We start from the raw sequence: 17,571 nt of genomic DNA, 5'->3' as shown, positions 1-17,571 counted from the left end.
GTGTTGCCGACCAGCCCCGCGGGCGTGCGCGCCGACGGCGCGGAAACGGTCGGCAGGGCGGCGGGCGGTCCCGGGGACGTCATTGCGCGGGCGGTGTTCATCGTAGCGCGCTGTTCGCCGGGCGCCCCGCGCGGCGCCCCCGCGCGGCACCACCCCGGCGACCGCCGCGCCCAGCCCCTCCGGCCGCGCGGCGGGCACGCCCCGGCGGCAGGCCCAGGTCAGCGCGGTACGGGCGGCGGTCGCCGAGACGACGGCGGCCACCGCGCCCCGGGCCCACCCGTCGGCGTACAGCCCGGCCAACGCCGCCACCTGCGCCACCAGCGCGAACAGCAGGGTGATGACGCCGAACGGGCCGATGTCGGACTGCTTCATGATGCGCAGCGCGTCCTCGGGCGGCTTCCCGCTGCCCAGGCCGTCGGCGGTGTCCGCGAGGCCGTCCAGATGGAGGCCGCGGGTGAGCGCGGCGGGCACCGCGGCGGAGCCGGTCGCGGCGAGCAGCGGGGAGCCGCCCAGCGCGAGCAGCACCGCACCGACCGCCGCGGCGACCCCCCCGACGACCAGCCCGGCCAGCGGCGCACAGAGCATCCCGCCCCGCGCCGCCGCCCGGTCCCAGCGCCGCACCCGCACCGGCAACACGGTCAACGTCCCGAAGGCGAACCGCAGCCCGTCCCCGGCACCGGCCCGGCCGTCGGACGGCGTCGGTGCGGGTACGGGGGCGGGGGCGGGGGCGGCGGAATCGGACGTGTCGGTCATCGCGGCAGGCTAACCCGGGGGGCGGGGCGACGCGCTCGCTGCCCTCCTCACCGCAACCGCCCCGCCTCACCGGCACAAGCCGCCCCCGCCGCCCGGCGCCGCCGCGCGGCCACCTCCCGGCCCAGGCACACCACCAGCGCCGCCGCGACGGCCGCGAGGTGTTCCTTGCCCGCGAGGTTGTTCTTGACGAACACCACCTCGCCGGCCATCGCCACCACCACCCACGCGCACGTCACCCGCGCCCGCAGCCGCCAGCACACGAACACCGCCAGGCCCACCACCGCGGCCGACGGCCCGGTGTCCACCACCCACGCGTCCCCGGGCGGCAGGCCGATCGGGCTGTCCGGCCCGAGCCGGATGCCCAGCCGCGCGTAGAGCGTTCCGGCGAGGGTCGCGGCGTACGCCAGCACCAGCGTCCGCCACCGGCCCAGCGTCACCTCCGCGATCCCGAAGACCACCAGGACCTGCGCCAATGCGCCCCACACCGGCAGATCGAGCGCCGGGACGAAGAGCGACAGCGGCGTCCGCAGCAGCGCGAGCCGGAGCGGCGTCCCGGCGGTCGGGGCCCCGGTCGCCTGCACCGGCCCGTACCCCCACGGCTGGTTCTGCACGATCTGCAGCACCAGCGTCAGCGTCACCGACGCCAGCGTCAGCGGGATCGCCCGCAACCCGCGCGCCGCCAACGGCCCCTGCACGGCCCGCCACAGCGGACCCCACTCGGCCGCCACGGCACGGCGCACCACACCGCCCCGGACCGGCTCGCTCATCGGTTGCTCCCTGCTGCTCACGGCGCGCCGCGCCCGTACCGCCCCCGCCCGGAAGGCCGCGCGGTCCCGCGGCGCGCGCTGCCCCGAAGCATGGCCCGGCCGACGGGCGGCCGCCGGTATTTCACCGGCGCGCGGACGAGCGAATCGACGCGCCGCCACCCGTCGCGCGAGCGCGAGTGGACCCGTACGGGCGTGGCCCTCGCACGAGGCCCCGGCAGAAGGACGGCGGCAGGCCCGCGCCACGGGACCTCACCGACCCGCCACGGGGACGGCGCCCCGCGCTGCCCACGGCCCACGGCGCCCTCCCGCAGCGGACCGGACGACCGGTCGTCACCCGGCAGGGAGGGCCGCGGTCAGTCGCGGACCGGCAGCTGCGCCGCCAGGTCGGCGGCGGCCCGCACCAGCGGCAGCGCCAGCAGGGCGCCCGTCCCCTCGCCGGCTGCGACGCCGTGGTCGAGCAGCGGGTTGAGCGCGATCCGGTCCAGCGCCTTGGCCTGCGCCGGTTCGCCGCTGAGCTGCCCGGCCAGCCACCAGTCCGGGGCGCGGAACGCCACCCGCTGCGCCACCAGCGCGCACGCCGCCGACACCACCCCGTCGAGGATCACCGGCGTCCGGCGCACCGCGCTCTGCAACAGGAACCCGGTGATCGCCGCCAGATCGGCGCCCCCGGTGGTGGCCAGCAGCGCCAGCTGATCGCCGAGGACCGGGCGGGCCCGGCGCAGCGCGTCCCGGATCGCCGCGCACTTGCGCATCCACGCCAGATCGTCGATCCCGGCGCCGCCCCGGCCGGTCACCACCGACGCGTCGGTCCCGCACAACGCGGCGATCAGCGCGGACGCCGCGGTCGTGCCGCCGACGCTCAGATCGCCCAGCACCACCAGGTCCGTCCCGGCGTCGGCCTCCTCGTCGGCGACCGCCATCCCGGCCCGGAACGCCGCCTCGGCCTCCTCGGCCGTCAGCGCGTCCTCGATGTCGATCCGCCCCGAACCGCGCCGCACCCGGTACCGGGTGACGTCGGCGGGCAGCTCCCCGGGGTCGCAGTCCACCGCCATGTCGATCACCCGCAGCCCGGCCCCGGCGCCCCGGGCCAGCACCGCCGCCGGACTGGTGCCCTCCAGCGCGGCCCGTACGAGGTCCTTCGTGCCCTTGGCCGGGCGCCCGGAGACGTTCAGCTCCGCCACCCCGTGGTCACCGGCGAAGAGCAGCACCCGGGCGCGCTCCAGCGGCCGCACCGGCACCTGCCGCTGCGTGGCGGCGAGCCATTCCCCCAGCTCGTCGAGGCGGCCCAGCGCCCCGGGCGGCAGGGCCAGCCGCGCCCGCCGCTCCTCGGCGTCACGGCGCGCGCCACCGTCGGGGCGCTCGATCAGGTGGGCGAAGTCATCGAGATTCAGGGCGCTCATTCGGCGCAGATTACCGGCAACCGCGCCCCGCCGACGCGCCCGGAGCGCACCCCGTGCCGCCGGGGGCACGCCACCCGCCGCCACGGCACGCACCGCAGGCCAGAGCGCCGAGGCACCGTTACGCGCATGGGCTCCGCCGCGTACGGCACGCACGTAGCGCACCTCGGCCGCGCACGGCGGGCGGGCGCCACCGGCCGGACGCCCGGACCCGCGCCCGACGCACCCCGCGGGGCGCACGCCACCTCCGCCCACGCCCCTACCGCGCGAACCGCACCTCGCACACCACCGGCGTCCACGCGCGCAGCACCGGGAACCGCTGCCCGTACCCGCCAACGGCCCCCGGCAGCGCCAACCGGCCGCCCGGCGGCGGCAGTTCCCGTACGGAGGCGATCGCCGGATGTACCGCGGCGAGCGCCGCCAGCTGACCGCGGTCCAGGCTCCAGCGCACCGCGCCCGGCAGCGGACCGGCGGAGAGCGCCGGATACCGGCGGGCCACCGCCGCCGCCCGCCGCGGCAGCGCGTCGAAGACCAGCGCTCCGCCGGGCAGCCGCTCCGCACACGCCGCCAGCAGCGCCCGCACCTCCCCGGGCGCCTGCCGCATCAGCAGCCCCGGCGCCGTCACGATCACCCCGCGGGACGGTTCACCGACCGCGTCCAGCCAGCCGAAACCGTGGGCCGGGCGCACCACCGTCCGGCGCCGCGCACCGTCCGGCAGCAGCATCCGCCGCACCGCCGCCGTCTCCGGCGACAGCACCGAAAGCCAGTGCAACCGCCCGTTGTCCAACCGCCAGTAGCCGGTGCCAAGACCCTCGCCGAGCGCCACCACCGTCGCCTCCGGATGCCGCGCCACGTACGCCCGCACCGCCGCGTCGACGCACCGGGCCCGCCGCCCCGCCGCCCGCACCCCGGGCGGATCGACCGCACCGGGACCATCCGGCGCCCGCCGCCGCACCGGACGCACCTCCGGCACGGCGGTACGGGTGTGGGTCCGCGGCGCGGCCCGGTGGCAGGCCCCGACGGGCGCGACGGATCCCGGCGCCGCGCCCGGCCCCGCCCGCCCGGTCGGCTCGGTCAGCTCCGTCAGCTCGGATTCGGTCACCGTTCAAGAGCACCCGCCGCCGGGCCGCCGGGCAAGCGGACACGTGCCCCGGCGGCCCCGCGTCATCCGCGCAGCGCAAGCGGCTGCCCGGCGATGACCAGCAGCACCTGTTCGCACTCGGCGCCGAACGCCGCGTTCAGCCGCCCCAGTTCGTCCCGGAAACGCCGCCCGGCCGGGGTCGCCGGCACCACCCCGGACCCGACCTCGTTGCTGACCGCCACCACCTGCCTGCGCGTCGCCCGGACGGCCGCGACCAGCGCGTCCGTCCGCTCCCGCAGCGCCCGCCGCCCCCCGGCCTCCCACGTCGCGTCGTCCCACGCCCCGACCTCGTCCATGGCGTGCGTCAGCCACAGCGCCAGACAGTCGATGAGCAGCGGCGACGCGTCGAAGACCCGGTCGGCCGCATCGTCGCCGCCCGGCACGGCCCGCCGGTCGGCGCCCGGTTCCCGTGCCGGACCGAGCAGCGGCCCGCCCGCCGCGTCCCGCTCCCCGCCCGACAGCAGCGGCACCAGGTCGCAGGTCTCGGCGGTACGCCACCCCGGGGGCCGCCGCTCGCGGTGCAGCGCCACCCGCTGCGCCCACTCCGTGTCGCCCTCGCGGGTGCCGCCGGTCGCGACGTACAGCACGTCAGGGAAGGCCGCCAGCCGCCGCTCGGCCTCCGCCGACTTGCCGCTGCGCGCGCCGCCCAGCACCAGCGTCCGCCGCGGCAGCTCCGGCGGCGCCCCGACCGGGAACTCCCCGGCGACCAGCGTCGTCCCGTCCGGCACCGCCCGCGCGCCCGTCGCCGCCAGCCTGCGGTGCAGCTCCGCGCCGGGCGGCACCGTGTGGTCGAGATGGACGGCGATCACATCGGTCGCCGCGTCCACCGCGCCGCTCGCCCGCAGCCGCGCCAGCGCGTCCGGCCGCCCGATGACGTCCAGCAGCACCAGGTCGTACGGGCCGGTGCCGCCCATCGCCTCGTAGCCGCCCGCCGCCGCACCGTTGACCGGGCCCGCGGGCGCGGCGCCCGGCGGCAGGTACAGCAGCCGCTCACCGCCCCCGCCGCCGATCTCGTAGCCGGTGCCGGGGATGTCCACCGCGATGGCCCGCACCCGGTGCCCGTCGAGCAGCGCCAGCTCCCGCCCGTCCGCGACCCGCCCCGGCTGCGGAAGCCCGGCGGGGACCTCCAGCGCCGGACCGTCGTGCGGATGCGACAGCAGCACCTGCCGTACGCCCGCCAGTGACTGCCCCGCGCGGGCGGCGGCGAACGCCGGGCCGGGTGTGAGGTCGATGAGCAGCGCGCCGTCGATGAGCAGCGCGGTCGCCGCCCGCGCCTCGTCGCCGACGGCGGTGGCGCAGGCCGCGCAGGGGCAGCCGGGGCGCGGCAGCCCCTGAGGGGCTCCGGTGCCGAGCAGTGTCAGTTCCACGCGGCGATTTTCCCCCGGGCCCGGCCGCACAGCGCGCCGGGGACCTCTCGACACGCCCGATAGGCTGCTGACCGGCACCACGTACGACCAGCAGGACAACACGCTCAGCAGCACATCACGGCACGGCGGACCGGGCTCCGGCACGTCCCGCCGCGCCCAGGCACCCAGGAGGCGGACATGGCGTGGACGTGGCGGTTCGAGACGGCGGACGGTACGCAGACGGCGCCGTCGGTGCAGCCGGAGGAATTCACCACCCAGGGGGACGCCGAATCCTGGATCGGCGAGGAGTGGCGGACCCTCCGCGACGGCGGTGTCGACCAGGTCCGCCTCTTCGAGGACGGCACCGAGGTCTACGCGGGCCCGATGAGCCTCCACGCCGACGACGACTGACCGGCCGCCCCGGTCCCGGAAACGACGAGGCCCACGACCCCTCCACCGGGGGCCGCGGGCCTCATGTCGTCACACCGGGGACGTCAGCCGCCCCGTACCCCGCACAGATGCAGCAGCCCGGCGACCGTACGGTACGGATCGGTCCGCCCGGCCCGCTCCTCGGCGCTCAGCAGCAGCTCCCGCCGCCGCGCACCGTCCGCGCCGCCCTGGGCGGGCACCTGCGGCGCCGCGTCGGCCGAGGCGTCCGTGAAGACGCCGACGCCGTACCACTCCTGGAGCGGCGCGCCGATCCCGGCGAGCGACGCGGTCAGCGCGTCCAGCCCGGCCCGCGCCGCGCCCCGCTCGCCGTCCGGCGCCTCGAACGCGGCGAGGACGCCGTGCCAGTCCCCGGCGAGCCCGGGCCGCATCGCCGCGGCGCCGGTGTTGCGTACGACGAGGGACAGCAGCCCGCCCGGGGCCAGCACCCGGGCGAGGCCGGCCAGATGCGCGTCCGGGTCCCGCGCACCGCTCAGCAGCCCGTGGCAGAGCACCACGTCGAACGAGCCCGGCAGGAAGTGCGCACCGGTGTCCCGGCCGTCGCCCTCGACCAGCCGCACCCGCTCACGGATCCCGTCCGGCTCCGCCGCCAGCGCCGCCCGTACGCCCTCCAGGGCACCCGGGTCCTGCTCCAGCGCGGTGACGTGGTGCCCGCCGCGCGCCAGCCGCAGCGCCTGCACACCGTCACCCGTCCCGGCGTCGAGCACCCGCAGCCGCTGCCCCACGGGGAAGCGGCCGGCGATCTGCTCCTCGATCTGCCGTCCCAGCAACTCCTGCCGCACGGACGGCCGCACCACGGGCACGACGGTCCGGACCGGGGCGGCGGGCGCCACGGTCTCGACCGGCGGGTCGGGCACGGCGGGCGCCGGTACGACAGCTTCAGGGGCGGGTACTGCGGGGACGGGTACTGCGGGGGTGGCGCCGGTCGCGGTCAGGGCCGCTCTCCGCGCTTGACCTGCGGCTTCGGCAGGCGCAGGCGACGCATCTGGAGCGTGCGCATCACCGCGTACGCCTTGACGCCCTTCTGGCTCTCGTTCGGGAAGCGCTCGTCGAGCTGCTTGCCCATGCGGAACCAGATGCCGATCGAGTCCAGCACGATCAGCACGATGATCACGAGCCAGAGCAGCAGCGCGACGTTCTGGATCTGCGGCACCCGGATCATGGTGAGCACCAGGATGACCACGGCCATCGGCAGGAAGAACTCGGCGACGCACCACCGCGAGTCGACGTAGTCACGGGCGAAACGGCGCACCGGACCCTTGTCGCGCACGGGCAGATAACGCTCATCGCCGCTGGCCATGGCCTCGCGCTGCTTGGCCATGTCGGCGCGGCGCGCCTCGCGCTGGGCCTTCGACGCCTCCTTGCGGTTGGCCGGCGTGTGCGCACGCGTACGGCGGTGCGCCTGCGCCTCACTGCGCTTCGGCGTCGGGCGGCCCTTGGGGGCCTGCGGGTCGCGGGGCTGCTGGGGCTGGTCCGCGGTCACCTTGGCGGTCGCGGCCTGCTCATCCTTCGAACGGCTTCGGAACACAACACCCAAGGGTACGGGGTCGGCGGGGGTGAGCGGCGGTCCGAGGGGGCACGATCCGGCAACGGTACGGACCGGCCATACGTGCCGTAACGGGATGAAGCGGACGCGGTGACGGTGCCCCGGGGCACCGCCTCCACCCTGCGCCGGAGAAATCCTCGTCCTGGAGGAGGAGCACATCCGGCCCCGAACAGTGCGGTAATGGAACCAGGGCCCGTACTGTGGGGTCTGTAGGTGTGCTGGAGTCCAACGCCCGAGGTAATTCGGTCAGAAGGGGGCGCGCGAGGCCCATGAGCGGTGTCATGAAGCGGATGGGGATGATCTTCCGCGCGAAGGCCAACAAGGCCCTGGACCGGGCCGAGGACCCGCGCGAGACCCTCGACTACTCGTACCAGAAGCAGCTGGAGCTGCTCCAGAAGGTGCGCCGCGGAGTCGCCGACGTGGCGACCTCCCGCAAGCGCCTGGAGCTGCAGCTCAACCAGCTCCAGGGCCAGTCGTCCAAGCTGGAGGACCAGGGCCGCAAGGCCCTCGCGCTCGGCCGTGAGGACCTCGCCCGTGAGGCGCTCTCGCGCCGCGGCGCGGTGCAGCAGCAGGTCACCGACCTGCAGGCGCAGCACCAGACCCTCCAGGGCGAGGAGGAGAAGCTGACCCTCGCCGCCCAGCGGCTGCAGGCCAAGGTCGACGCCTTCCGTACCAAGAAGGAGACGATCAAGGCGACGTACACCGCCGCCCAGGCGCAGACCCGGATCGGCGAGGCGTTCTCCGGCATCTCCGAGGAGATGGGCGACGTCGGCCTCGCCATCGAGCGGGCCGAGGACAAGACCGCGCAGATGCAGGCGCGGGCCGGCGCCATCGACGAGCTGCTCGCCTCCGGTGCCCTCGACGACCCGACCGGCATGGCCAAGGACGACATCACGGCCGAGCTGGACCGCCTCTCCGGCGGCAGCGACGTCGAGCTGGAGCTCCAGCGGATGAAGGCGGAGCTGGCCGGTGGCTCCTCCGCCGGACAGCAGGCCATCGAAGGCGGCCAGGGCGGTCAGGCGCAGCCCTCCGCTCCCCAGGACCAGCCGCGTTTCGACAAGCAGTGACCGTCACCGGCGGTTAGCCTCACAGGGATCGCCGGACCGCAGACGAGGGAGACCGTCGTGATCGTACGGATCATGGGGGAGGGCCAGGTGAAGCTGGACGATGCCCACTTCACCGAGCTCAACGCGTTGGACGACGAGCTGCTCGCCGAGATGGAGAGCGGCGACGAGCAGGGCTTCCGGAAGACTCTGGGCGCCCTGCTCGACGCGGTGCGCCGCCTGGGCACCCCGTTGCCCGACGATGCCCTCGAACCGTCCGAGCTGATCCTCCCCGCGGAGGGCGCCACGCTCGACGAGGTCCGCGAGATGCTCAGCGACGACGGCCTTATCCCGGGCTGACCCCGGTCGGCGCCCGGCCCCCGGGAGCCCGCTCCAGCGCAGAAGGACAGCGCCCCGGTCCCTGGAATCCGCCTTCCCGGGACCGGGGCGTTACCGTGTGCCCTTGTGACTTCTCCCGACACCGGCCGGGAAGCCCCGCGCCCCGGCCGCTTCCAGTGGCACCGGACGCACCCCCTGGCGCTCGACGCCGTGGTCGCGGTCTGCGTCCTCGCCGCGATCCTGTGCGGCTCGGTCGTCAACCGGCACGTCCCGGGCGGCCCGCGCCTCGCCGCCCACCCGCCGGAGCCCGCCGCCGTCGTCCTCGCCGTCCTGGCCTGCGCCGCGCTGGTGCTGCGCCGCCGCGCTCCGCGCACCGTCCTCGCCGTCACCGCCACACTCGCCCTCGTCGAGCTGGTCACCGAGGCCGGGCACTCCCGCGCCCCCGTCGCCGGGGCCGCCGTCCTCGCGCTCTTCACCCTCGCTGCCCGCACCGACCGCCCCACCACCTGGCGGATCGGCGCGCTGACCGCCGTCGGCCTCACCGCCGCCGCGATGCTCTACGGGCCCCGCCCCTGGTACGCGCAGGAGAACGTCGCGATCTTCGCCTGGATGGGCATGGCCGCCGCGACCGGCGACGCGGTCCGCAGCCGCCGCGCCTATATCGACGCCATCCGCGAACGCGCCGAACGCGCCGAACGCACCCGCGAGGAGGAGGCCCGCCGCCGCGTCGCCGAGGAGCGCATGCGCATCGCCCGGGATCTGCACGATGTCGTCGCCCACCACATCGCGCTCGTCAACGTGCAGGCAGGCGTCGCCTCACATGTCATGGACACCCGGCCCGACCAGGCCAAACAGGCGCTCGCCCACGTCCGGGAGGCGTCCCGCTCGGCGCTCGGCGAGCTCCGCGCCACCGTCGGCCTGCTGCGCCAGTCCGACGACCCCACCGCCCCCACCGAGCCCGCGCCCGGCCTCGGCGTGCTCGACCAGCTCGTCGACGGCTTCGTCCGCGCCGGGCTTCCCGTCGACCTCCAGGCGCCGCCGTCCGCCCAGGGGCTGCCCGCCTCCGTCGACCTCACCGCGTACCGCGTCGTCCAGGAGGCGCTGACCAACGTCCGCAAGCACGCGGGCGACGGCACCCGGGCCGTGGTGCGTATCGTCCGCAGCGAGGCCACGCTGACCGTCACGGTGCTGGACGACGGCGCCGGGCGGGCCCCGGTGCCGCGCGGCCGGGCCGCGGCCGGCGACGGGGAGCCCGGCGGCGGCCACGGCCTGATCGGCATGCGCGAGCGCGTCCAGGCGCTGCGCGGCACCGTCGTCACCGGGGCCCGGCCCTCCGGCGGTTTCCAGGTGCGTGCCACGCTTCCCCTCCAGCCCGCCCGCATGGAAGAGACCCCGCTGTGACGATCAAGGTGTTGCTCGCCGACGACCAGGCACTGCTGCGGAGCGCGTTCCGTGTGCTGGTCGACTCGGAACCGGACATGGAGGTCGTCGGCGAGGCGTCCGACGGCGCCCAGGCGTACGAGCTGGCCCGCGCCACCGTGCCCGACGTGGTCCTGATGGACATCCGCATGCCCGGCACCGACGGCCTCGCCGCCACCCGCATGATCAGCGAGGACCCGCAGCTGGACGGCGTCCGCGTGGTGATCCTGACGACCTTCGAGGTCGACGACTACGTGGTGCGGGCGCTGCGGGCCGGGGCCGGCGGCTTCCTCGGCAAGGGCGCCGAACCGGACGAGCTGATCGCCGCGATCCGCATCGCCGCCGCCGGCGAGGCGCTGCTCTCCCCGGCCGCGACCAAGGGCCTGATCGCGAAGTTCCTCGCCCAGGGGGAGGACGGGCCCGCTCCCGGCGACCGTTCCGACGACGACGGCGCGCGGCGGCTGGCCACCCTCACCGGCCGGGAACGGGAGGTCCTGGTGCTCGTCGCGGGGGGCCTGTCGAACGACGAGATCGGCGCCCGGCTGGAGGTCAGCCCGCTGACGGTGAAGACGCACGTCAACCGCGCGATGGCCAAACTCGGCGCCCGCGACCGGGCCCAGCTGGTGGTCACCGCGTACGAAACCGGACTCGTACGCCCACGGGTGCAGTGAGCGCGCGGGGGGCGTACTCCGATCGCGGTACGCCCCTCCTGCGGAAACCGACCTGGGAGCGAGGGAAACCGCCGGTTTCGTGGCCGAAGGTGTGAGTGGGCCGCTTCTGTGTGCCCGCCGACGCCCGCACGGCCGGGTGAGGCAGCCCGGTGACCGCGGCTGCCGTCCGGCCGTCATCCGACCCGTTCCGCCGCCCTCCCACGACCCGTTCCGCCGCCCTCCCAAAACAGAAGAAGGACCGTCACCCATGTCCTGGCTGTCCCGCATCAGCCTCGTGCAACGGGGCCTGATAGCGCTGATGTCGGTCGTCGCGATCGCCTTCGGCGTCATCGCGATCCCGCAGCTCAACCAGCAGCTCCTGCCCTCCATCGACCTGCCGATGGTCTCCGTGATCGCCCCGTACCAGGGCGCCTCGCCCGATGTCGTCGAAAAGCAGGTCGTCGAGCCGCTGGAGAACGGCATCCAGGCGGTCAACGGCATCAGGGGCGTCACCTCGACGTCGAGCGAGGGCTCCGGCGTCATCATGGCGCAGTTCGACTACGGCAACGACTCCAAGACCCTCGTCGCCGACGTCCAGCAGGCCGTCAACCGGGCCCGGGCGAAGCTGCCCAAGGACGTGGACCCGCAGGTGGTCTCCGGCGGCACGGACGATCTGCCCACGGTCGTCCTCGCCGTCTCGTCCACCACGAAGGACCAGCAGACCCTCGCCGACCAGCTGAACCGCACGGTCGTCCCGGATCTGAAGAACATCGACGGCGTCGGCCAGGTCAACGTCGGCGGGGTGCAGGACCGGATCGTCGCGGTCACCCCGGACGACAAGAAGACGGCCGCCGCGGGCCTCAACGCCGCCGCGGTCGGCCAGGCGCTCCAGGCCGGTGGCGCCTCGGTGCCCGCCGGCGCCTTCGCCGAGGGCGGCCGCAGCCGGACCGTGCAGGTCGGCGCGGGCTTCACCTCCGTCGCGCAGATCAAGGACCTGATGGTCGCCCCGGCGGCCGGGGCCGGTGCGGCGGGCGGCGGGCAGGGCGGCAAGCCGGTCCGGCTCGGTGACGTCGCCACCGTCGCGGAGACGTCGGCGACCCCGACCTCGATCACCCGCACCAACGGCAAGCCCAGCCTCTCCGTCAGCGTGACGATGAACCAGGACGGCAGCGCCGTCGCCATCTCCGATGCGGTCAAGGACAAGCTCGACACCATCCGCGCCGACCTGGGCGCCGGCGCGAGCGTCACCATCGCCTCGGACCAGGGCCCGCAGGTCTCCAAGTCGATCGAATCGCTGACCACCGAGGGCCTGCTCGGCCTCGTCATGGCCGTGATCGTGATCCTGGTCTTCCTGCTGAGCCTGCGCTCGACCCTGGTCACCGCGGTCTCCATCCCGCTCTCCGTGGTCCTCACGCTGATCGTGCTGTGGACCGGCGACCTCTCCCTGAACATGCTCACCCTGGGCGGTCTGACCATCGCGATCGGCCGGGTCGTCGACGACTCGATCGTCGTCCTGGAGAACATCAAGCGGCACCTGGGCTACGGCGAGGAGCGGCGCGAGGCGATCCTCAAGGGCGTCAAGGAGGTCTCCGGCGCGATCACCTCCTCCACCCTCACCACCGTCGCGGTCTTCCTCCCGATCGGTGTGGTCGGCGGCATGGTCGGCGCCCTCTTCGGCTCCTTCTCCCTCACCGTCACCGTCGCCCTGCTCTCCTCGCTGCTGGTCTCGCTGACCGTGGTGCCGGTGCTGTCGTACTGGTTCCTGCGCGCCCCCGAGATCCCCGAGGGCACCGACCCCGAGCAGCTGCGCCGCGAGGCCGAGCAGAAGGAGGCGAACAGCGCGCTGCAGCGCCTGTACGTGCCGGTGCTGCGGTTCGCCACCCGCCGCCGCGGGATCAGCCTGCTGATCGCCGTGGTGGTCCTGCTCGGCACCTTCGGCATGGCCCCGCTGCTGAAGACCACCTTCTTCGACCAGGGCCAGCAGGACACCCTGAGCATCAAGCAGGAGCTGACGCCGGGCACCAGCCTCGGCGCGACCGACGCGCAGGCCAAGCGGGTCGAGAAGGTCCTCGCCGCCAACAAGGACGTGCAGGACTACCAGGTCACGGTCGGCTCCTCCGGGATGATGGCGGCCTTCGGCGGCGGCTCCGGCGCCAACCAGGCCGGCTACCAGGTCAAGCTCAAGGACGCGGCCGACTCCGGCAAGGTCACCGAGGACCTCCACGCCGCTCTGGCGAAGCTCGGCCGGGCCGCCGGTACCACCTCCGTCGGCGCGGGCGGCGGCGGCTTCGGCAACCAGGACCTCAGCGTGGTCGTCAAGGCCGGTGACGCCGACGTCCTGGCGAGCGCCACCGAGCAGGTCCGCAAGGCCGTCGCGGGCCTGGCCGGCGTCACCGACGTCAGCAGCGACCTCTCGCAGTCCGTGCCGCGCATCTCCGTGACGCCCAACGACAAGGCCGCCGCGGCCGGTTACACGCAAGCCACGCTCGGGCAGGCCGTCGCCCAGGCCGTCAGCGGCACCCCCAGCGGCAAGGCCGTGCTCGACGACACCGAGCGCGATGTGGTGATCAAGTCGGCGCACCCGGCCACCACCGAGGCCGAGCTCAAGGACCTGCCGCTGCCGACCCCGGCCGGGATGGCCCGCCTCGGCGACCTCGCCACCGTCAAGACCGTGGCCGGTCCGGTCCAGATGACCCGGATCGACGGCGCCCGCTCGGCGACCGTCACCGCCACACCGACCGGCGACAACACCGGCGCGGTCTCCACCAAGCTCCAGAGCGAGATCAACGCGCTGAAGCTGCCGTCCGGCGCCACCGCGACCATCGGCGGTGTCTCCCAGGACCAGTCCGACGCGTTCGGCAAGCTGGGCCTGGCGATGCTGGCGGCCATCGCGATCGTCTTCCTGCTGCTGGTGGCCACCTTCCGTTCGATCGTCCAGCCGCTGATCCTGCTGATCTCGATCCCGTTCGCCGCCACCGGCGCGCTCGGCCTGCTGGTCGCCACCGGCACCCCGATGGGCGTCCCGGCGATGATCGGCATGCTGATGCTCATCGGCATCGTCGTCACCAACGCGATCGTGCTGATCGACCTGATCAACCAGTACCGGGCGCAGGGCTACGGCGTCGTCGAGGCGGTCGTCGAGGGCGGACGCCACCGGCTCCGCCCGATCCTGATGACCGCACTCGCCACGATCATGGCGCTGCTGCCGATGGCGCTCTCGTTCACCGGCGACGGCGGCTTCATCTCCCAGCCGCTCGCGGTGGTCGTGATCGGCGGCCTGATCACCTCCACCCTGCTCACTCTCCTCCTCGTCCCGACGCTCTACGCGATCCTCGAACTCCGCAAGGAGCGCCGGGCGGAGAAGAAGGCGGACAAGCGGGCCCGCAAGGACGGCAACCCGCCCGCCGCGGACGCCCGCGACGGCGACCGGACACCGGAGCCGGCGGGCGTGTGACCCGCCCGCCCGGAGCGGCCCGCCGCCCCGGACCCGCACACCGCACGCCCGGCCGGGCTCCCCGGCCGGGCGTGCGCCCGTTACAGGGACGCGGGCACCGGCCCCTCCGCGGGCCGCGGCCCGGTCCTCCTCACCACCGCAACGCCGTGAGGTCCACCGGCCGCGGCCGCATCTCCTGCGCCCGGTCCGTCAACTCCCGCATCCGCCGGGCCATCTCCGCCTCCGGCAGATGCCTCCGGTCGCCGTGCCCGGGGAGCAGCCAGGAGAAGCGCAGCCGGCCGGCGGTCCGGGCCAGCGACGCGGCCAGCTCCGTGACGGAGTACCAGGTGACGCTCTCCGCGACTTCGAGGTCCCCGGTCGTCCGCGACCAGTAGAAACTGTCGCCGCTGAAGCAGTACCGCTCGTCCGCGACGTAGAGCACGCTGCCCCGGGTGTGGCCCGGCAGCGGATGGGCCACCACCCCGTCGGCGACGGCCTCCGAGCCGGTGCCGCGCAGCACCCGGTCCGCGTCCGGCGCCGCGTCCAGATCGCCCTCGTGGATCCACAGCCGGGCCCCGAAGCGGTCGGCGTAGCGGCGGCCGTGCGCGGCGTGGTCCCGGTGGGTGAGCAGGACATCGGTCACCGGCCCGGCCGCCTCGAACCGCGCCGCCAGCGCCTCGCTGAACCGCGGCGTGTCGATCATCAGCTGCGTACCGCCCGGCCGCCGCAGCAGATACGCGTTGGCGCCCGCGGTGTGCGGCGAGTTGTGCCCGCACAGGCTCACCGCGTCGTCCAGCCGCAGCGGGAACGGGTCCCGCTCCGCCGCCACCCGCCCGCCGCGCCGCCGCACCGACCGCGTCGGGCAGGCGAACGCCACCGCGTGCAGCTGCCGTTCCTCCGCCGCATCGCGCGGCTGCCGCACCACCTCGGACCGGTGGCCGATCTCCTCGATCAGCTCCGGCGCGAGCTGCCGCGCCACATCGCAGTTGGTGCACCGGCCGTCCACGTACCAGTCCCCGCCGCCCGCCTCCGCCTGCGCCTCCGCCTGCGCCTCCGCCTGCGCCGCCCTGCCGTCCGCCGTACCGTCCACGTCTGCCTCCTCGGCCCCGGTGACCCGTCGGTCCTTCACCTTCCCGGGCCACGAGGCTCCCGCACCCCGCCGGAAAAGAGGAAGGGGGACGGGCTCTTGTCTCTGCTGGCCACAGGGGCTCTCAGGAGGGAGCGGATTGCCATGCGCGAGAATTGTCATGCACGGAACATGGAACATGTTCCACCCGCGAAAGAACCCCGCGGGAAGAGGTTCCCGCGGGGCTCCGACGCGCAGGCGCTCCGGCTACGGCAGCGCCAGCATCCGCTCCAGCGCCAGCTTGGCGAAGTGCTCGGTCTCCTTGTCGACCTCGATACGGTTGACGGTCTTCCCGGCGACCAGCGACTCCAGCGTCCACACGAGGTGCGGCAGGTCGATGCGGTTCATCGTCGAGCAGAAGCAGACCGTCCTGTCGAGGAAGGTGATCTCCTTGCCCTCGGAGGCGAAGCGGTTCGCCAGACGGCGGACGAGGTTCAGCTCGGTGCCGATCGCCCACTTCGAACCGGCCGGGGCCGCCTCCAGCGCCTTGATGATGTACTCCGTCGAACCCACCTGGTCCGCGGCGGCCACCACCTCGTGCTTGCACTCGGGGTGGACCAGGACGTTCACGCCCGGTATGCGCGCCCGGACGTCGTTCACCGACTCCAGCGAGAACCGCCCGTGCACCGAGCAGTGGCCGCGCCACAGGATCATCTTCGCGGCCCGCAGCTCCTCGGCGGTCAGCCCGCCGTTCGGCTTGTGCGGGTTGTAGACCACACAGTCGTCCAGGGACATGCCCAGGTCACGGACGGCGGTGTTGCGGCCCAGATGCTGGTCGGGGAGGAAGAGCACCTTGGTGGACGAGGGCTCCCCCTGCGCGAAGGCCCACTCCAGCGCCCGCTTCGCGTTCGACGAGGTGCAGATCGTCCCGCCGTGCTTCCCCGTGAACGCCTTGATGTCGGCGGAGGAGTTCATGTACGACACGGGCACGGTCTGCTCGGCCACGCCCGCCTCGGTGAGGACGTCCCAGCACTCCGCGACCTGCTCGGCGGTGGCCATGTCGGCCATCGAGCAGCCGGCGGCCAGGTCCGGCAGGATCACCCGCTGGTCGTCGCCGGTGAGGATGTCGGCCGACTCCGCCATGAAGTGCACACCGCAGAAGACGATGTACTCGGCGTCCGGCCGGGCGGCGGCGTCCCGCGCGAGCTTGAACGAGTCGCCGGTGACATCGGCGAACTCGATCACCTCGTCGCGCTGGTAGTGGTGGCCCAGCACGAACACCTTGTCGCCGAGCGCCGCCTTGGCCGCGCGGGCGCGTTCGACCAGATCCGGGTCGGACGGGGCCGGGAGGTCGCCGGGGCACTCCACGCCGCGCTCGCTCTTCGGGTCGGCCTCGCGGCCGAGCAGCAGCAGCGCCAGCGGGCTCGGCGTTACGTCCAGGGGCTGGGCGGTGGTCACGACACGCACCCTCTCTTCTCCTCGGTGGGCGCGGCGTGGCCGCACCGGGGCTCCGGGCGGATGTTCCGCCAGGAGCCTTTTCGTCTATTTGACGTTATCTATGATATCCGCTTCACGTCACTTTGACGACGGCCATAGTGTCGATGTGACGCATCCGTACCCGCCGTTTCCCGGGCGTCACAGCAGTCCCGTGCGCGGGTGTGCGAGCATGAGGAGGGAAGGTCAGCGGAGCCCGGCCGGAACGGTCCGGAAGGGCCCGACCCACCACGCGTGCAGCCGGAATTAATCCGGGACGACGCCGGTTGCAGTTGGTTGCATCCGTTGACAAGCGGTCCGTACAACCCGGGAGAGATGTAGATGAGCGTTCAGGACGAGAAGGCCGCCGTCAGTGACGGCATCATCCTGTCCGACGCGGCCGCGTCGAAGGTGAAGGCCCTGCTGGAGCAGGAAGGTCGCGACGACCTCGCGCTGCGGGTCGCCGTGCAGCCCGGCGGTTGCTCCGGTCTGCGTTACCAGCTCTTCTTCGACGAGCGCTCGCTCGACGGCGACGTGGTCAAGGACTTCGACGGCGTCAAGGTCGTCACCGACCGGATGAGCGCCCCGTACCTGGGCGGCGCCTCGATCGACTTCGTCGACACCATCGAGAAGCAGGGCTTCACGATCGACAACCCCAACGCCACCGGCTCCTGCGCCTGCGGTGACTCCTTCAGCTGACGGGCTGCTGTCTCTTATACACAACAGACGCAGCCCACCACAAAGCAAGTGT

16 protein-coding genes are annotated in these 17,571 nt (G+C 74.3%); 7 read left to right on the top strand and 9 right to left on the bottom strand.

All coding sequences use genetic code 11. The annotated features are described in order from the left end of the window. From ACFWWQ_RS29120 to ACFWWQ_RS29100, 5 genes are all read right to left on the bottom strand, one after another. A partial coding sequence (locus ACFWWQ_RS29120; protein WP_384602196.1) for an adenosylcobinamide-GDP ribazoletransferase occupies positions 1 to 753 on the bottom strand: 753 nt, incomplete at its 3' end. A gap of 47 nt (positions 754 to 800) precedes the next feature. Continuing rightward, positions 801 to 1,520, bottom strand: coding sequence for a hypothetical protein (locus ACFWWQ_RS29115; protein ID WP_384602194.1), 720 nt, complete (start codon positions 1,518 to 1,520; stop codon positions 801 to 803). Between the two features lie 353 nt (positions 1,521 to 1,873). Continuing rightward, positions 1,874 to 2,920: a nicotinate-nucleotide--dimethylbenzimidazole phosphoribosyltransferase gene (gene cobT / locus ACFWWQ_RS29110; RefSeq protein WP_384602192.1), complete on the bottom strand. Its 1,047-nt coding sequence runs from the start codon at positions 2,918 to 2,920 to the stop codon at positions 1,874 to 1,876. Positions 2,921 to 3,176: 256 nt separating this feature from the next. Then, on the bottom strand, positions 3,177 to 4,019 hold the full coding sequence (locus tag ACFWWQ_RS29105; protein ID WP_384602191.1) for a class I SAM-dependent methyltransferase: 843 nt from the start codon (positions 4,017 to 4,019) through the stop codon (positions 3,177 to 3,179). 62 nt (positions 4,020 to 4,081) lie between these two features. Beyond that, the gene (locus ACFWWQ_RS29100) at positions 4,082 to 5,425 is read right to left on the bottom strand and encodes a bifunctional adenosylcobinamide kinase/adenosylcobinamide-phosphate guanylyltransferase (protein WP_384602189.1); all 1,344 of its coding nucleotides are present in this window, start codon (positions 5,423 to 5,425) and stop codon (positions 4,082 to 4,084) included. A gap of 177 nt (positions 5,426 to 5,602) precedes the next feature. Between ACFWWQ_RS29100 and ACFWWQ_RS29095 the strand changes: the two genes are divergently transcribed. Then, entirely contained in the window at positions 5,603 to 5,815 is a 213-nt protein-coding gene (locus tag ACFWWQ_RS29095; protein WP_143940786.1) for a hypothetical protein, read from the top strand. Between the two features lie 83 nt (positions 5,816 to 5,898). On the opposite strand, the gene ACFWWQ_RS29090 is transcribed toward ACFWWQ_RS29095, so the two are convergent. Next, positions 5,899 to 6,618 carry a class I SAM-dependent methyltransferase gene (locus tag ACFWWQ_RS29090; protein ID WP_384602197.1) on the bottom strand — a complete coding sequence of 240 codons (720 nt, stop codon included), beginning with the start codon at positions 6,616 to 6,618 and terminating at the stop codon, positions 5,899 to 5,901. Between the two features lie 164 nt (positions 6,619 to 6,782). Next, positions 6,783 to 7,379: a DUF3043 domain-containing protein gene (locus ACFWWQ_RS29085; protein ID WP_384602188.1), complete on the bottom strand. Its 597-nt coding sequence runs from the start codon at positions 7,377 to 7,379 to the stop codon at positions 6,783 to 6,785. 287 nt (positions 7,380 to 7,666) lie between these two features. Here ACFWWQ_RS29085 and ACFWWQ_RS29080 point away from each other — a divergent pair, with 287 nt between their 5' ends. The 5 genes from ACFWWQ_RS29080 to ACFWWQ_RS29060 all read left to right on the top strand — a co-directional run bounded on the left by ACFWWQ_RS29080 (position 7,667) and on the right by ACFWWQ_RS29060 (position 14,302). Beyond that, positions 7,667 to 8,464: a PspA/IM30 family protein gene (locus tag ACFWWQ_RS29080; protein WP_384602187.1), complete on the top strand. Its 798-nt coding sequence runs from the start codon at positions 7,667 to 7,669 to the stop codon at positions 8,462 to 8,464. 57 nt (positions 8,465 to 8,521) lie between these two features. After that, entirely contained in the window at positions 8,522 to 8,800 is a 279-nt protein-coding gene (locus ACFWWQ_RS29075) for a hypothetical protein (RefSeq protein WP_143940783.1), read from the top strand. Between the two features lie 105 nt (positions 8,801 to 8,905). Further along, positions 8,906 to 10,180 (top strand): sensor histidine kinase, encoded by a 1,275-nt coding sequence (locus tag ACFWWQ_RS29070; protein ID WP_384602185.1) that lies wholly within the window; start codon positions 8,906 to 8,908, stop codon positions 10,178 to 10,180. Next, positions 10,177 to 10,869: a response regulator gene (locus ACFWWQ_RS29065; protein ID WP_384602183.1), complete on the top strand. Its 693-nt coding sequence runs from the start codon at positions 10,177 to 10,179 to the stop codon at positions 10,867 to 10,869. Before ACFWWQ_RS29070 ends, ACFWWQ_RS29065 begins: the two co-directional genes overlap by 4 nt. A 247-nt stretch (positions 10,870 to 11,116) precedes the next feature. After that, positions 11,117 to 14,302 (top strand): efflux RND transporter permease subunit, encoded by a 3,186-nt coding sequence (locus ACFWWQ_RS29060; RefSeq protein WP_384602181.1) that lies wholly within the window; start codon positions 11,117 to 11,119, stop codon positions 14,300 to 14,302. Positions 14,303 to 14,432: 130 nt separating this feature from the next. Here the strand turns inward: ACFWWQ_RS29060 and ACFWWQ_RS29055 are convergent, their stop codons facing one another. Next, on the bottom strand, positions 14,433 to 15,371 hold the full coding sequence (locus tag ACFWWQ_RS29055) for a 4Fe-4S domain-containing protein (RefSeq protein WP_384602179.1): 939 nt from the start codon (positions 15,369 to 15,371) through the stop codon (positions 14,433 to 14,435). Positions 15,372 to 15,614: 243 nt separating this feature from the next. Then, entirely contained in the window at positions 15,615 to 16,814 is a 1,200-nt protein-coding gene (gene nadA, locus ACFWWQ_RS29050) for a quinolinate synthase NadA (protein ID WP_384602178.1), read from the bottom strand. 348 nt (positions 16,815 to 17,162) lie between these two features. Between nadA and ACFWWQ_RS29045 the strand changes: the two genes are divergently transcribed. Continuing rightward, positions 17,163 to 17,519: an iron-sulfur cluster assembly accessory protein gene (locus ACFWWQ_RS29045; protein ID WP_345083378.1), complete on the top strand. Its 357-nt coding sequence runs from the start codon at positions 17,163 to 17,165 to the stop codon at positions 17,517 to 17,519. Positions 17,520 to 17,571 lie beyond the last annotated feature (52 nt).

The organism is Streptomyces sp. NPDC059080, assembly GCF_042739975.1.
Taxonomy (GTDB): domain Bacteria; phylum Actinomycetota; class Actinomycetes; order Streptomycetales; family Streptomycetaceae; genus Streptomyces; species Streptomyces benahoarensis.
This window is presented reverse-complemented; position numbering and strand designations above follow the sequence as displayed.

What these genes read in the sequence shown, in the direction of transcription:
- ACFWWQ_RS29115 (WP_384602194.1), bottom strand. Translation starts at nt 1,520, where the DNA reads ATGAGCGAGCCGGTCCGGGGCGGTGTGGTGCGCCGTGCCGTGGCGGCC.
- cobT (WP_384602192.1), bottom strand. Translation starts at nt 2,920, where the DNA reads ATGAGCGCCCTGAATCTCGATGACTTCGCCCACCTGATCGAGCGCCCC.
- ACFWWQ_RS29095 (WP_143940786.1), top strand. Translation starts at nt 5,603, where the DNA reads ATGGCGTGGACGTGGCGGTTCGAGACGGCGGACGGTACGCAGACGGCG.
- ACFWWQ_RS29080 (WP_384602187.1), top strand. Translation starts at nt 7,667, where the DNA reads ATGAGCGGTGTCATGAAGCGGATGGGGATGATCTTCCGCGCGAAGGCC.
- ACFWWQ_RS29060 (WP_384602181.1), top strand. Translation starts at nt 11,117, where the DNA reads ATGTCCTGGCTGTCCCGCATCAGCCTCGTGCAACGGGGCCTGATAGCG.
- ACFWWQ_RS29045 (WP_345083378.1), top strand. Translation starts at nt 17,163, where the DNA reads ATGAGCGTTCAGGACGAGAAGGCCGCCGTCAGTGACGGCATCATCCTG.